This is a genomic window from Actinomyces sp. W5033 (genome assembly GCF_051303165.1).
In genome coordinates, this window is sequence record NZ_JBPPGD010000001.1 from 325,358 (window position 1) to 340,261 (window position 14,904).

13 protein-coding genes are annotated in these 14,904 nt (G+C 72.5%); 3 read left to right on the forward strand and 10 right to left on the reverse strand.

Annotation, left to right across the window (positions count from 1 at the left end; all coding sequences use genetic code 11):
• The first annotated feature begins 20 nt into the window (after window positions 1-20).
• A complete protein-coding gene (locus ACSJJR_RS01375) occupies window positions 21-560 on the forward strand; it encodes a class I SAM-dependent methyltransferase (protein ID WP_435941709.1) in 540 nt (179 codons plus the stop codon).
• Here the strand turns inward: ACSJJR_RS01375 and ACSJJR_RS01380 are convergent.
• Window positions 496-2,229: an ABC-F family ATP-binding cassette domain-containing protein gene (locus ACSJJR_RS01380; RefSeq protein ID WP_435941710.1), complete on the reverse strand. Its 1,734-nt coding sequence runs from the start codon at window positions 2,227-2,229 to the stop codon at window positions 496-498. The two genes, ACSJJR_RS01375 and ACSJJR_RS01380, sit on opposite strands and share 65 nt — an antisense overlap.
• A 341-nt stretch (window positions 2,230-2,570) precedes the next feature.
• Here ACSJJR_RS01380 and ACSJJR_RS01385 point away from each other — a divergent pair, with 341 nt between their 5' ends.
• Both ACSJJR_RS01385 and ACSJJR_RS01390 read left to right on the forward strand, forming a co-directional pair.
• Window positions 2,571-4,106 carry a DUF349 domain-containing protein gene (locus tag ACSJJR_RS01385; RefSeq protein WP_435941711.1) on the forward strand — a complete coding sequence of 512 codons (1,536 nt, stop codon included), beginning with the start codon at window positions 2,571-2,573 and terminating at the stop codon, window positions 4,104-4,106.
• A 244-nt stretch (window positions 4,107-4,350) separates the two neighbouring features.
• Window positions 4,351-4,974, forward strand: coding sequence for a hypothetical protein (locus tag ACSJJR_RS01390; RefSeq protein WP_435941712.1), 624 nt, complete (start codon window positions 4,351-4,353; stop codon window positions 4,972-4,974).
• Here the strand turns inward: ACSJJR_RS01390 and ACSJJR_RS01395 are convergent.
• The 9 genes from ACSJJR_RS01395 to ACSJJR_RS01435 form a co-directional block, all read right to left on the reverse strand.
• Window positions 4,965-7,295 (reverse strand): RelA/SpoT family protein, encoded by a 2,331-nt coding sequence (locus tag ACSJJR_RS01395; protein WP_435941713.1) that lies wholly within the window; start codon window positions 7,293-7,295, stop codon window positions 4,965-4,967. The genes ACSJJR_RS01390 and ACSJJR_RS01395 overlap by 10 nt on opposite strands.
• Window positions 7,296-7,331: 36 nt before the next feature.
• Entirely contained in the window at window positions 7,332-7,886 is a 555-nt protein-coding gene (locus ACSJJR_RS01400) for an adenine phosphoribosyltransferase (RefSeq protein WP_435941714.1), read from the reverse strand.
• Window positions 7,883-8,986, reverse strand: coding sequence for a protein translocase subunit SecF (gene secF, locus ACSJJR_RS01405; protein ID WP_435941715.1), 1,104 nt, complete (start codon window positions 8,984-8,986; stop codon window positions 7,883-7,885). Before secF ends, ACSJJR_RS01400 begins: the two co-directional genes overlap by 4 nt.
• Window positions 8,983-10,971, reverse strand: coding sequence for a protein translocase subunit SecD (gene secD, locus ACSJJR_RS01410; protein WP_435941716.1), 1,989 nt, complete (start codon window positions 10,969-10,971; stop codon window positions 8,983-8,985). The genes secF and secD overlap by 4 nt, the downstream gene beginning before the upstream one ends.
• Before the next feature lie 94 nt (window positions 10,972-11,065).
• Window positions 11,066-11,416 carry a preprotein translocase subunit YajC gene (locus tag ACSJJR_RS01415; RefSeq protein WP_435941717.1) on the reverse strand — a complete coding sequence of 117 codons (351 nt, stop codon included), beginning with the start codon at window positions 11,414-11,416 and terminating at the stop codon, window positions 11,066-11,068.
• Between the two features lie 147 nt (window positions 11,417-11,563).
• Entirely contained in the window at window positions 11,564-12,589 is a 1,026-nt protein-coding gene (ruvB, locus tag ACSJJR_RS01420; RefSeq protein ID WP_435941718.1) for a Holliday junction branch migration DNA helicase RuvB, read from the reverse strand.
• Window positions 12,582-13,232, reverse strand: coding sequence for a Holliday junction branch migration protein RuvA (gene ruvA / locus ACSJJR_RS01425; protein ID WP_435941719.1), 651 nt, complete (start codon window positions 13,230-13,232; stop codon window positions 12,582-12,584). Before ruvA ends, ruvB begins: the two co-directional genes overlap by 8 nt.
• A 76-nt stretch (window positions 13,233-13,308) precedes the next feature.
• The gene (locus ACSJJR_RS01430) at window positions 13,309-13,914 is read right to left on the reverse strand and encodes a crossover junction endodeoxyribonuclease RuvC (protein ID WP_435941771.1); all 606 of its coding nucleotides are present in this window, start codon (window positions 13,912-13,914) and stop codon (window positions 13,309-13,311) included.
• Window positions 13,915-13,979: 65 nt separating this feature from the next.
• Complete coding sequence (locus ACSJJR_RS01435; protein ID WP_435941720.1) at window positions 13,980-14,747, reverse strand: YebC/PmpR family DNA-binding transcriptional regulator; 768 nt, start codon at window positions 14,745-14,747, stop codon at window positions 13,980-13,982.
• Window positions 14,748-14,904: the final 157 nt, after the last annotated feature.

The window sequence follows — 14,904 nt, forward strand, 5'->3', positions numbered from 1 at the left end:
GGCACCTGACCCTCCTGGCCATGAACCTCGCCCACGGCGCGCTGCACCGGTGGGGCCTGGCGGCCGCGCAGGTCGGCGAGCAGGACCGTGCCCTGGACATCGGCTGCGGGGGCGGCGCCGTCGTCCACCGGCTCCTGCGTGCCACCCGGCGCGAGGTCGGCGGCGTCGACCACTCGGCCACCGCCCTGGTGCACACGCGCAGGCTCTGCCCGGACGCCATCGCCTCGGGGCGGCTGCGCGTGTACGAGACGAGCGTGGAGGACATGCCCTTCGCGGACGGGTTCTTCGACGTCGCGACCGCCTTCGAGACCGTGTACTTCTGGCCCGACCTGCACGCCGGGCTCACCGAGGTGCACCGGGTGCTGCGCCCGGGTGGCCGCCTCGTCATCACCAATGAGGCGGCGGACCGCGCCAGTGCCGGCTCGTGGGCCGACCGGCTCCAGATGAACGTGCCCGACGGCGACGTCCTGCGCGAGGCCTGCGAGGCATCCGGCTTCAACCGGGTCGAGGTCGACCAACATCCGCGCCGCGGGTGGTTGCGCGTGACCGCTCAGGCCTGAGAGCCACCACCGTCTGCGGCGCCCACGGCACCATGCTCAGGCGTAGCCCCGCCCAGTGCCTGACCAGCCACCGGTCGTGGCTCGCCACCAACAGGGTCCCGCTCCACCCCGCCAGCGCCTCCTCAAGCGCCTCCAGGGTGTCCAGGTCCAGGTAGTTCGTCGGCTCGTCGATGATGAGGACCTGCGGCGCCGCCGCGGCCGCCAGGGCGAGCTGCACGCGCCGCTGGTTGCCGGCGGAGAGCTCGCCCACGCACCGGTTCCAGTAGGCGGGGTGCAGGACCCCGGCGCCGCGCTCGCCGATGCCCGTGGCCCAGGTCCGCTCGTCCAGGCCCCGGTCGCCGGGGCGCGGAAGCCGCTGGGGCACGACGGCGACGGTCCCGTCGAGACGGAGTGTCCCCGTGGCCTGCGGCGTCGGGGCGCGGCCCGTGGCAGCCCAGCGCAGCAGGGTGCTCTTGCCGCAGCCGTTGGGGCCGGTGAGCAGCAGGTGCTCGCCCGCCCGCAGGTCGAGGGTCACGGGGGCCAGGCGCCCGGGGACGGTGGCCCGGCGCGCGGTGAGAGCCATGCCCTCGCGGTTGGTGACGGGCGGCAGGTCGAGGTGCAGACGGTGCTCGCGGGGCCTGCGCACCTCGCGGGCGGTCAGGGCCTCCAGCTGGCGGTCGTCGTTGTGGGCGCGACGCATGAAGGTCCTCGAGGCCCGGTCGGCGAAGAACTTCTTCTGCGTGCCGGACGCCTCCCTCAACCGCACTCCGCCGCGGGCGATGTCCTCGCTGGCGCGCCGGTGGGCGCGGATGCCCTTCTTCTCCTTCTGCTGGGCGGCGTGCAGGTCGGCATGGCCGGCGCGGGCGGCGGCCTTGAGCGCGAGGTAGTCGGTGTAGGTGCCGGCGCAGCGCTGCACTCCCGGTAGGGCGCCGGCGCCCTCGGCGGTGGCCAGCGCCTGCCAGGGGGCGGTGTCGAGGTCGAGCAGGACGGTGGCGACGTCGTCGAGGAAGGCGCGGTCGTGGCTGGCGAGCAGCACCGGGCCGCTGAAGCCGGTGAGGAAGGCCGTCAGGTAGGCGGTGGCCTCGTCGTCGAGGTGGTTGGTGGGCTCGTCCAGGACGAGGGCCGACGGCGAGGCCAGCAGCATCGCGGCCAGCTCCAGGCGTCCGCGCTGGCCCGGTGAGAGGGTGGCCAGGTCGCGGCCCCGGCCGTCCGGCCCCGTGAGCACGCCCAGGCCGAGCCCGGCGAGGGTCTGTTCGACCCGCGTCTCCAGCCCCCACACGTCGGCGGCAGCCATGGCGGCCAGCAGGTGGTCGTACTCGCGGACCAGGCGCGCCTGGTCGGCTGCCGACGGCGAGGAGGCCACAGCGGTGGCGACCTCGTCGAAGAGTGCGGGCAGGGAGCGCAGGGCCGCGGTGGCGGCGTCGAGGTAGCCGCCGACACTGCCCGTCATGGTCAGCACGTCCGGGGCGGGGCGCAGCCCGACGTCGTCGTCGTTAAGGCCGGTGACGGCAGCACTGCCGGAGTCGGGGGCGAGGGCGCCGGTGACGAGCTTGAGCAGGGTGGTCTTGCCGCAGCCGTTGGGGCCCACGAGGCAGGCGCGCTCGCCGTCGGCGACGGTGAGGGACACGTGCTCGAGCAGCGGCTCGGCGGTGTAGGAGAAGGTGAGCTCGGTGAGGGTGATCGCGGGCATGGGGGCTCCTGGGCGCGGCGGTGCGGGCGGAGGCGCAGCCCTACTCCGGCGCGCAGGGCCGGAGGGGCAGGGGCTCAGACGATCACGGACTGAGACTATCAGGCAGCCTGTCGGCGGGGCCCGGTGGCTCACCCAGCCCACAGCGCCCTGTGCCTGTGCGCGGCCTTGACGATCTCACACCGCACGGGCACAGCACCTCGGATGGCGCCGACGCGTCTGTGAGCACGTAGAATCCCTGGCACTGCCTCGTACCGAGGCGGCACCCACCACCCGGCCTGGTGCCGGGCGCGAACGGAACGGACCGCAGCGTCCCACCCCGTCAACCCATGAAGGAGCACACCGTGACCGAGCAGACCCAGCCTGGCGCCGAGGCCGACGTGGACCTGGAGCCCACCGCCACGTCCGAGCCGACGTCCACCGAGGCCATCGACACCACCACTCTCCCAGACGCCCCCGAGCAGGCCGACGCCGAGGCCGACGCCGAGGCCACCGTGACCCCCGGTGAGCCGGTGCCGGCAGACGGTCCCGCCCCGGCTGTTGACACCCCTGCCATCGACGCTCCCGCCGCGACGCCCGCCTCCCCCACCCCGAGCGCACCCGCCGCCCCGGCCGAGCCTGAGGTCGATCCCCAGGAGGCGATGGACGCCGCCAAGTGGGGCCGCGTTGACGGTGAGGGCCGCGTCTATGTCCAGGACGCCAGCTCCGAGCGCGAGGTCGGCCAGTTCCCCGACGCGCCCGTCGCCGAGGCCCTCGCCTTCTACGTGCGCCGCTTCCTCGACCTCAAGGCCACCGTGGACCTCTTCGCCACGCGCCTGCCCCAGCTGTCCGTGCGTGAGATCGACTCGACGGTCTCCTCCCTGGAGGAGTCGCTCAAGGAGCCGGCCGCCGTCGGTGACCTCGAGGGCCTGCGCGCGCGCTTCGCCGCCCTCAAGGACGTCGCCTCCGAGCGGCGGGCTGCGGTCAACGCCGAGCGCGCCGCCGCCCGCGAGCAGGCGCTCAAGGAGCGCACGGCACTGGTCGAGCGTGCCGAGGCCATCGCCGCCCAGGACCCGGGCCGCACGCAGTGGAAGAGCTCCGGTGCCGAGCTGCGCGACCTGCTCGAGCAGTGGAAGGGCGCCCAGCGCCGTGGCCCGCGCCTGGACCGTCCCACCGAGGACGGCCTGTGGAAGCGCTTCAGCCACGCGCGCACCACCTTCGACCGCCACCGTCGCCAGTTCTTCTCCGAGCTCGACGCCAAGCAGTCCCAGGTCAAGGCCGCCAAGGAGGCGCTTATCAAGCGCGCCGAGGAGCTGTCCGCCTCCACCGACTGGGCGGGCACCTCCGCCAAGTACCGGGCGCTCATGGAGGAGTGGAAGAAGGCCGGGCGCGCCTCCCGTAAGGAGGACGACGCCCTGTGGGCCCGCTTCCGCGCCGCCCAGCAGGTGTTCTTCGACGCCCGCCGCGCCAAGGACGAGGCCACCGACACCGAGTACGCCGAGAACCTCAAGGTCAAGGAGGCGCTGGTCGCCAAGGCCGAGGCGCTGCTGCCGATCAAGGACGTCAAGGCCGCCAAGAAGGCGCTGCGCCCCATCCAGGACGCCTGGGAGGAGGCCGGACGCGTGCCCAGGGCAGCCGTGCGCCGCATCGAGGGCCGTATGCGCGCCGTCGAGGACGCCATCCGTGACGCTGAGAACGCCGAGTGGCGCCGCAGCGACCCGGAGACCAAGGCCCGTGCCGAGGGCCTGGCCGGCCAGCTCGAGGACTCCATCGCCGAGCTCGAGCGCGACCTCGAGGCCGCTCGCAACGCAGGCGACACCAAGAAGGTCGCTGAGGCCGAGGCCGCTCTCACGGCCCGGCGCGCCTGGCTGGAGCAGGTGCGCCTGTCCAGCCGCGCCTGACGCGCACAGCCGGGGCGGTGCTCCGGACGACGGGGCGGGCCCTGTCACCGCGGTGGTGGCAGGGCCCGTCCCGTGCGCGCGGGCCAGGACACACGTGCGCACCGTGGACGAGTCGGTTCCGTGTCCACAGGTGTGACGGGACGCAGCGTCGCTCCACAGCCGCGCGGGCACGGCTCCCGCTGCCTGTCCACAGCCCTGGGCGCCGTCCTCGTGCTCAGCGCACCCGGAGGTGCACGATGCGCCCATGACACCCCGTCGAGGCTCCCCCGCCGCCGCCGGGCCGGGCCGCCGCGGCGCCCTGACCGCTGTGCGCACCCCCGTCCTGCGTCCCACCCGGCCCGCGCTGGGACCGCTCGATCCCCAGGAGATGGCGGTCCTGCGCGACGCCCGCCTCGACACCAGGGTGCTCACCGACGTCCTGGGCACGGCCGTGCCCTCGGACCTGCTGCGCACCCCCGTCCAGCGGGCCCGCGCCCTCGCCCCGCTCGTGCCCCACGACGCCGTCGTCGCAGGCGAGGCCGCCCTGTGGGTTCACGCCGGCGGGCGGGTGCCCACGCGACTGTGCCTCATCATCCCCTCGCGCCGCGGGCGCCGACCGGGCACGCGCGTCCTGCGCGGATGCGTGCCGCCCTGCGACGTCGTCGTCATCGGCGCCCTGCGCTGCCTTCACCCCGCCCGCGCGGCGGTGGACCTCGCGCGCACCGCCGCCCCAGGACGTGCCGTCCGAGCGGTCCTGACCGCCCGCTCGCTGGGGGTCGGTCGCACGCGGCTGCACCTGGCGCTCACCCACTGCCGGGGCGCCGCCAGCCGTGGCCGGCCGCGCGCCCGCAGGATCGTCGACGCACTCGTGCCCCCGGCTCAGTCCTGACGGCGGGAGGAGGACGAGGAGGTGGAGCGGCGGGCCTCGAAGACGCCGTCGATACGGCGCAGGGAGGACAGCGTGTGGTCCAGGTGGCTGGCAGCGGCCAGCTCCACAACGAAGCGTGCCGTCACTACCCGGTCCCGGCTGGTGGAGATGTTGGCGTTCATGAGGTTGACGTGGTTGTCGGCGAGCACCCGCGTGATGTCCGCCAGGAGCCCACCACGGTCAAGGGCCTCGACGTCGATCTGTACGAGGTAGGCGGAGTGCGCGTGCTCCGCCCAGCGCACCGCCACGATCCGCTCGGGCTCTCGCTGGAGCTGATCCACGTTCTGGCAGTCCGCCCGGTGCACGGAGATCCCGGAGCCACGCGTGATGAAACCGACAATCGGGTCGCCGGGCATGGGCGTGCAGCAGCGCGCGAGCTTGACGTAGACATCACCCTCGTCCATGCCCTCGACGACGACACCGGAGTCGGAGTGAGGACGCTGGTGGGCCCTGGCCGCCTTCGTCGGCAGCACGCCCTCGGCCAGGGTCTCCTCCGTGCCGGCCTCGCCACCCATCGCCGCCACGAGCGTGTCCACGACGTGCTGGGCCGAGACGTGCCCCTCCCCGACCGCCGCGTACAGCCCGTCAATGTCCCCCTTGTCCAGGGTCTTGGCGACGTCCGTAAGGGACTCGTGGTTCATGAGCCGCTGGATGGGCAGGTCCTTCTTGCGCAGGGCGCGCGCGATGAGGGACTTGCCCTCCTCGATGGCCTCCTCGCGCCGCTCCTTGGAGAACCACGAGCGGATCTTGTTGCGTGCCCGGGTCGAGCCGACAAAGCTGAGCCAGTCGCGGCTGGGCCCTGCCCCCAGGGCCTTGGAGGTGAAGACCTCGACGCTGTCGCCGTTCTCCAGGCGCGTGTCCAGCGGGACCAGGCGGCCGTTGACCCGCGCGCCCACGGTGCGGTGACCGACCTCCGTGTGGACGGCGTAGGCGAAGTCCACCGGCGTCGATCCCCCGGGCAGGGCGAGCACATCACCCTTCGGGGTGAAGACGTAGACCTGCGTGCCAGCCATCTCGTAGCGCAGGGAGTCGAGGAACTCGGCGGGGTCCTGCGTCTCCTTCTGCCAGTCGACGAGCTGGCGCAGCCACGCCATCTCGCCGGCCTCCTCCTCGCCCTTGACGCGTGCCGGCGCCGGACCGGAGGCGTTGGGGTCCTCCTTGTACTTCCAGTGGGCCGCGACACCGTACTCCGCCATGCGGTGCATCTCGTGGGTGCGGATCTGGATCTCCACGGGCTTGCCGTCAGGACCGACGACCGTCGTGTGCAGGGACTGGTAGAGGTTGAACTTGGGGACCGCGATGTAGTCCTTGAACCGGCCGGACATCGGGGTCCAGCGCGAGTGCAGCGCGCCGAGGACCGCGTAGCAGTCCTGGATGGTGTCCACGATGACACGCACAGCCACAAGGTCGTAGATGTCGTCGAAGTCCTTTCCCCTGACGATCATCTTCTGGTAGATCGAGTAGTAGTGCTTGGGCCGGCCGGTGACGGTGCCCTTGATCTTGTTCAGCCGCAGGTCCTCCTCGATCTGCAGGCGGACCTGGCGCAGGTACTCCTCGCGGGCGGGGGCGCGCTCAGCGACCATCCGCTCGATCTCGTCGTACACGCCCGGGTACAGGGCCTTGAAGGACCGGTCCTCGAGCTCCCACTTGATGGTGTTCATGCCCAGGCGGTGCGCCAGCGGGGCATAGATCTCCAGGGTCTCCTTGGCCTTGCGGGCCGCAGTCTCCTTGGACACGTGCTTCCACGTGCGGGCGTTGTGCAGCCGGTCGCCGAGCTTGATGAGCAGCACCCGGATGTCCTTGGACATCGCGATGATCATCTTGCGCACCGTCTCGGCCTGCGCGGCCTCACCGTACTGGAGCTTGTCGAGCTTGGTGACGCCGTCAACAAGCAGGGCGATCTCGTCACCGAAGTCGGCCCGCAGGTGCTCGAGCGTGTAGTCCGTGTCCTCGACGGTGTCGTGCAGCAGCGCCGCCGCGAGGGTCTGCGGGGTCATGCCCAGCTCGCCGAGGATGGTCGCGACCGCCACCGGGTGCGTGATATACGGCTCTCCGGACTTGCGCTTCTGCCCCTCGTGGGCCTTCTCGGCCACCTGGTAGGCACGCACGATGAGGCTCGTGTCCGCCTTGGGGTGGTTGGCACGCAGCGCACGCAGAAGCGGCTCGATGGCGGCCGGCGTGGAGTGGCCGCGGGAGCCGAACCATGCCAGGCGGCTGCGCACCCGGGAGCCGGGCACGATGGTGTCGTCGCCTGCGTCTGTGGTGCTGCGCGTGTCCGTCATGCTCGGATCATAGAGCCACGCGCAACGCCGCAGGTGTCAGGACGAGGGGAAGACGACCACGGAGTCCACGTGACGCCCAGGCAGCTGCTGACGGCCGCCGAGCCCGGCGAGCTCGAGCAGCATGCACACGGCGACGACCGTCGCCCCGGAGCGCTCCAGCAGGTCGATGGAGGCTGCGGCGGTGCCGCCGGTGGCGAGCACGTCGTCGATGACGAGCACACGCTGGCCGGGCCTGACGGTCTCGGGACGCAGCTCCATGCGCGCCGAGCCGTACTCGAGGTCGTAGTCGACGCCGAGGACGGGCCCGGGCAGCTTGCCGCCCTTACGCACCGTGAGCATGCCGATGCCCAGGGTGTAGGCCAGCGGTGCGGCGAGGATGAAGCCACGCGACTCGAGGCCGGCGACGGCGTCGATGTGGCCCCGGTAGTGCTCAGCGAGGTCGCTGATGAAGGTGGAGAAGGCCCCGCCGTTGGCCAGCAGGGGGGTGATGTCGCGGAACAGGACACCGGGCTCGGGGAAGTCCGGCACCTCGCGGAGGTTGTCCAGGACGAGCTGGGTGAGCTCGGTGGGCAGGGGGGCAGGGAATGTCATGACCGCTTCTTCCTCCTCTTGGGCTGGGCGGCTGCTCCCAGGTGGTGGCCAGGGACGAGCGGGGCGGCGACGGGGGCGCCGGTGAGGGCGGCCAGGGCCTCCGGGTCGTCACCGGCCTCCTCCAGGCGCTGGGCGCGGGCCGCGGTGACCTTCGCGGTGTGCTCGACGACGGCTCTCTCGCGCCGACGCAGGTCCACCAGCAGCGGGGTCGCGAGGAGCACTGAGGACAGCGTCCCGGCGATCATGCCGATGAACAGGGTCAGGGCGATGTCCCTCAGGGTCCCGGCTCCCAGGACGAAGGTGCCGACGACGAGCAGGGAGGCGACCGGCAGCACGCCCACGACCGAGGTGTTGAGCGAGCGCACGAAGGTCTGGTTGACCGCGAGGTTGGCCAGCTCGGCGTAGGTCGAGCGCGTCTGGGCCTGCCAGGAGACGGTGTTCTCACGGATCTTGTCGAAGACGACGACCGTGTCGTAGAGCGAGTAGCCGAGGATCGTCAGCACGCCGATGATGGTGGCGGGCGTGACCTCGAAGCCGGTGGCGGCGTAGACGCCGACGGTCACGATGATGTCGTGGCACAGGGCGAGCAGGGCGGCCACCGCCATCTTCCAGGTGCGGAAGTAGGCCCAGATGAGGGCTCCGACGAGCAGGAAGAACAGGACGAGCCCGCGCAGGGCCTTGGAGGTGACGTCCGAGGACCACGTGGGGCCGATGGTGGTGGCGGAGACGTTGCCGGCCTCGACGTCGTAGGCCTGGGCCAGGGCGGTGCTCAGCTCCTCGCTCTGGGCCGGGCTCAGGCCGATGGTCTGCACCCTCACCGAGGAGGTGCCCATCGTGGTGACGGAGGTGGAGGCGGGCAGCCCCTGCTCGGCGACGACGGCGCTGGCTGGCGCCTCGCTGAGGGACTCGATGCCCGTGACGGTCACCTCGGTTCCGCCCTTGAAGTCGATGCCCGGGTTGAGCCCCACCGTGGCGAGCAGGATGACGGCGACCGCGATGACACCCACGGCGGTGGAGTACCAGACCTTGCGCCTGGGGACGAAGGGGAAGGAGGTGCTGCCGGAGTAGAGCTCGTTACCGAGCTGGGCCAGGCTCTTCACTTGTCCTCGCCCTCCTTTCGGCTCGACGCTGGTAGGTCCACGGCGTGGGCCCGCCCGTCCTGCGCGGCGGCGCGGGCGGCCTTGCGCCGTGCCAGGGAGGTGGTGGCGGCGTCGGCCAGGGCCTGGCGCCCGGCGCCGTAGACGGACTGCGAGCGGGCGCCCAGGTGCTCGGGATCGAGCCCGGACAGGCGGTGGCCCCTGCCGAAGAACGGGAAGCGCAGGATCCACACCATCATCGGGTGGGTGAACAGGATGATGACGCCGAGGTCCACCACGGTGGTGACGCCCAGGGTGAAGGCGAAGCCCTGGACCCCACCCACGGCGAGGAAGTAGAGCACGACGGCGGCGACGAGGTTGACGGCGTCGGAGACGATGATCGTGCGCCGGGCGTGCCCCCAGCCCTCGTTGACGGCGGCCACGAGCGTGCGGCCGGTCCGGACCTCGTCGCGCACGCGCTCGAAGTAGATGATGAAGGAGTCCATCGTGATGCCGATGGAGATGATGAGGCCGGCGACGCCCGCCAGGGACAGGCGGAAGCCCATGGCCCAGGACAGCAGGGCGATCGCCAGGTAGGTCACGGCGGCGGCCACGACGAGCGAGGCGACGGCGATGACCGACAGCCCGCGGTACTGCCAGGCCAGGTAGACGATGATGAGCAGGAAGCCGATGAGCCCGGCGACCAGCCCGTTGCGCAGCTGCTCGGTGCCCAGGGTGGCGGAGACGGCTTGCTCGGACTGGACGGTGAAGGTCAGCGGGAGGGAGCCGAAGGAGAGCTGGTTGGCGAGCGTGCCTGCGCTCTCCTGGGTGAAGCCTCCCGAGATCTGCACCTTGCCGTCGGTGATGGCCGTGGTCACCGACTGGTTGAAGCCGGAGGCCATGAGGGTCAGGCCGTCGAGGACGATGGCGAACTGGGCCTTGGCCGAGCGCACGGCGCTGGCCGCGTCCGTGGTGGAGGACGACGCCGATCCGGCCGCGTCGCGGTAGGCGATGAGGCGTGAGGAGACCTCGGCGAAGGCTCGGGTGCCCTCGTCGTCGAACTCGAGGTTGACGACCCAGTTGTTGGTCGTCACCCCCTGGCTCGTGACCTCGAGGGCGGAGTCGGCCTTGGCGATGCTGGTGCCGAGGATGTCGGCGGGCCCGAGGACGTAGACGCCCCCCTGGCCGTCGCGGGCGCAGGAGATGACGGCGACCGCCGGGTCCTGAACGGTCCCGGTGAGGTTGGCCGGGTCCGTGCAGTCGGTCATGTAGGCGTCGTAGAGCAGCTGCTCACTGATCCACGAGTCGGAGGAGCTGTCCTCGGAGGTCGAGGGCAGCGGCTCGGAGGAGATGGTCCCGTCACCGTCGAGGTCGGCGCTGCGCAGGGCGACCTCCTGCGGCGTCGTGGTCGCCAGTGCGCTGGGGGCCTGGGTGGGCGCGCCGCCCGAGACGAGCCGGTCGTGCCCGGCCCTCAGGGCGGCGGGGTCCTGGGTGGGCTCGCTGCGGGGCTCGTCGCTGGAGGCGGAGGCCGCGGCGGAGGCGGAGGCCGCGGCGGAGGCGGAGGCCTGCGCCTGGGCGACGTACTGGTTCTGCGCCTCGGCCAGGGCGGTGGCGGAGCGCTGGACCACCCGGATGACCGGGCGGAAGTAGAGCACCGCGGAGGTGCGCACGAGGCTCAGGGTCTCCTCCGAGGGAGTGCCGGGCAGGGAGACGACGATGTTCTGGCCGCCCTGACGGGAGATCTGCGCCTCGGAGACACCCGTGGCGTCCACGCGCTGGCGGATGATCCCGATGGCCTGCTCGATGTCCTCGTCGGAGATGCTCGAGCCGTCACTCGTGGTGGGCGTGAGGATGATCTGGGTGCCGCCCTCGAGGTCGAGGGCGAGGCCCGGCGTCATCGTCGTGCGTCCGGTGGCGGCGCCGACGGCGAGCACGCCGAAGCCGAGTGCGATGAGGACGAGCAGCACCAGGAGCTGTCGCCCCGGGTGCCTGAGCTGCTTGGTGGACACGCGGTTGTTCCTCGTGGGGGTTGTCGGGTGCGGGAGCGTCGTGCGCAGGCTCGAGCGGCGGTGCCGCAGGCCGCTCCCGGCTGGTCGGTGGGGCTCAGGCCCCTGCGGTCTGCTCGTCCGGGTCCCCGGCCGGGGTGCCCTCGGTTCCGACCTCGTCGTCTGGCTCCTCGTGGGGGGAGGCGAAGGGGGGCTCCTCGGCGCCGACGATGGCGCTCTTGGCCCACAGGGACTCATCGCCGAGCGGGGTGGCGAGGGTGACGACGTCGCCGTCGACCTCGACGACCGTGCCGTAGAAGCCGGCGCGGGTACGCACCCACGTGCCGGGCACGGCGAGGGCCTCGTCAGTGCGCGCCTGCTGCTCGGCCTGGAGCTTCTTCTGCTGCCTGTTGGCGAAGTGCGCCATGGCCCAGAAGGCCAACAGCATGGCGAGGATCATCCAGAGCATGGAGGGTTCTCCGTTCGGTCGCGTCAGCCGCGCCAGGACGTGGTACGGCCTCCGCGAGTCTAGGTCACGGCCCGGGCCGCGCAGCGCGAGCCGCGTCACTCACCGGTGTGACGCGCGCCCCGCTCGCGGTGGCCGCAGCAGCGCCGCTCAGCCGAAGAGGGTCCCGTCGGCGGGGACCTCGAGGCCCAGGTGCTCATAGGTGGCCCGTGTGGCGGCCCGGCCCTGGCGGGTGCGCACCATGAGCCCCTCGCGCACGAGGTAGGGCTCCGCCACGGTCTCGACGGTCTCGGGCTCCTCCCCGACGCTCACGGCCAGTGTGGCCAGGCCCACGGGGCCGCCGCCGAAGCGGGTGCACAGTGCCCGCAGGACCGAGCGGTCCAGCCGGTCCAGGCCGAGCGCGTCAACCTCGAAGACCTCCAGCGCGGCGCGGGCGGCCTCCAGGTCGAGTCGTCCGGGCGTGCCGTGGACCTCGGCCCAGTCCTGCACGCGTCGCAGGAGCCGGTTGGCGATGCGGGGGGTGCCGCGCGAGCGGCGGGCGAGCTCGGTGCCGGCCTCGGGGTCCAGGCGCACACCGAGCAGGCCGGCGGAGCGGGCGACGATGCGGCCGAGCTCGGCGGGCCCGTAGTAGTCCAGGTGCCCGGTGAAGCCGAAGCGGTCGCGCAGCGGGGCGGGCAGCAGGCCGGCGCGGGTGGTGGCGCCGACGACGGTGAAGGGCGGCAGCGTCAGCGGGATGGAGGTGGCCCCCGGTCCCTTTCCGACGACGACGTCCACCCGGTAGTCCTCCATCGCCAGGTAGAGCATCTCCTCGGCGGTGCGCGCCAGGCGGTGGATCTCGTCGATGAAGAGGACGTCGCCCTCCTCCAGCGAGGACAGGATCGCGGCGAGGTCGCCGGCGTGCTGGACGGCGGGTCCGCTCGTCAGCCGCAGGGAGCCCTCGACCTCCGCGGCGATGATCATCGCGAGCGTGGTCTTGCCCAGTCCGGGCGGGCCGGACAGCAGGACGTGGTCCGGGGTCGTGCCACGTGCCAGGGCCGCTCGCAGGACCACGGAGAGCTGTCCGCGCACGACCTCCTGGCCGACGAAGTCCTCCAGCCGCTTGGGTCTCAGCGCCGCCTCGGCGGCGCGCTCGGTCTCGTCGGCGCCACCTGAGACGAAGCGGTCGCGCTCAGCCACGGTGCCCTCCGCCCAGCCACCTGAGGGAGGCGCGCAGGAGCTCGGGCACGGTCATGGGAGCGGCCGCCTGCCCGTGGGCGGCGCTGTGGGCGGCCTCGACAGTGCCAACGGCCTCGGCAGCCGTCGCCTCGTTCCAGCCCAGCTGGACGAGGGCGGCGACGACGTCGGGACAGGGGGCGGGGCCCGGCTGCGCGGAGCCTCGTTCCAGGGCGCCGCCCGTGCGGCCGGGGCCCTCGTCGCGCACAGGGCCGAGCCTGTCGCCCACGTCGAGGATGACGCGCTGGGCGCCCTTGGGCCCCAGCCCCGGCACACGGGTGAGGGCGGCGACGTCCGCCTCGGCGACGGCGCGGCGCAGGGTGTCGGGGGTGTGCACGCTCAGCACCGCCAGCGCCAGGCGCGCCCCCACGCCCTTGGCGCCCATGAGGACGCGGAAGCAGTGGCGCTCGTCGTCGTCGGCGAAACCGAAGAGGGTGAGGGAGTCCTCACGGACGACGAGCTCGGTGTGGACCATGGCCTCCTCACCCGGGCGCAGGCCGGCGAGGGCCGTGGGCGTGGCCTGGAAGGCCATGCCCACACCGCCGACCTCAATGGTCGCGCCGTTGAGCGAGGTCTCGAGCACGGTGCCACGCACGGAGGCGATCATCGGGGCTTCTCCTCGGGTCGGGGCGGAGGACACCGCCGTCGAACGTGTGTACAGACACTATCAGGTGGGGCCGAGGTCAGCGCCGGCGGCGGCGCGGGTCCACCGCCCCGGTACGGCGGGCAGCGGCCTGGGCCTCGGCCCACTGGCGCTGGGCGGGGGTGCGGGCGCTGGCACGCACCGCTCCCCCGGCAGAGACCATCTCGGTGGCGCCGTCAGCGCCGGTGCCGCCTCCGCGCCACCCGTGGCAGATCGCCTGGGCGAGCGCGTCGGCGGCGTCCGCGGGGCTGGGAGGCTCCGCCAGGCCGAGGACGCGCGCGACCATGGCCTGGACCTGCGGCTTGTCCGCCGTGCCGGAGCCGGTGACAGCGGCTTTGGCCTCGCTGGGGGTGTGCTGGGCGACCTCGAGACCGTGGCGGGCGCCAGCGAGCATCGCCACGCCCATGACCTGGGCCACCCCGATGACGGAGCGCAGGTTGTCCTGGGCGAAGACGCGCTCGACGGACAGGCTCGTGGGCCCCAGGCGGGCGATCCAGTCGTCCAGGGCCTCGGCGATGGACAGCAGGCGCAGCTCCGGGCTCTGCGACGGGGGCGTGCGCACGACCCCCACCTCCACGAGACGCACGCGGCGGCGGGGGTCGATGTCCACGCAGCCCAGGCCGCAGCGGGTCAGCCCCGGGTCGATGCCCAGGACCCGCTGCTGGGCGACGACGGCGCTGCGCGAGCGGGCCGTGCCCGGCAGGCGGGTGCTCAGTCCTCGTCCTCGAGCTGGGCCGCGACCTCAGCGGAGATCTCGACGGAGGTGAAGACGTTCTGCACGTCGTCCAGGTCCTCGAGGGCGTCGATGAGGCGCATGACCTTGCGGGCGCCCTCGAGATCCACCTCGACCTTGGTGCCGGCGACAAACTGGGACTCGGCGGACTCGTACTCCATGCCGGCACCGGTGACGGCGTCACGCACGGCGATGAGGTCCTGCGGCTCGGAGAGGATCTCGAAGGAATCGGCGCCCTCGACGACCTCCTCGACGTCCGCTCCGGCGTCGAGCACGGCCATGAGGATGGAGTCCTCGTCAACCCCGTCGGCCTTGGCGACCTCGACGACGCCCTTGCGCGAGAAGTTGTAGGCCACGGAGCCGGGGTCCGCGAGGTTGCCACCGGTGCGGCTGAAGGCGACGCGGACGTCGGAGGCGGCGCGGTTGCGGTTGTCGGTGAGGCACTCGACAAGGAAGGCGACCCCGGCCGGCCCGTAGCCCTCGTACATGATCGTCTGCCAGTCGGCGCCGCCCGCCTCCTCGCCGGAGCCGCGCTTGACGGCGCGGGTGATGTTGTCGGCCGGCACCGAGTTGCGCTTGGCCTTCTGGATGGCGTCGAAGAGGGTCGGGTTGCCGGCCGGGTCACCGCCTCCGGTGCGGGCCGCGACCTCGATGTTCTTGATGAGGCGGGCGAAGAGCTTGCCGCGCTTGGCGTCAATGGCAGCCTTCTTGTGCTTGGTGGTTGCCCACTTGGAGTGTCCCGACATGTGTCCTCCTGGGAGTCGAGGGTGTCACGCTGCCCGGGCCGGACGGCCAGCAGCGGTGGCGACAAGAGCCCGCGCACCGCCGGGCACGGCCCGCGGCACACGGAAGACCTGGGCAAGCCTAACGCCGTGCGCCCGGCCCGCACGGGAGTGATCCTGC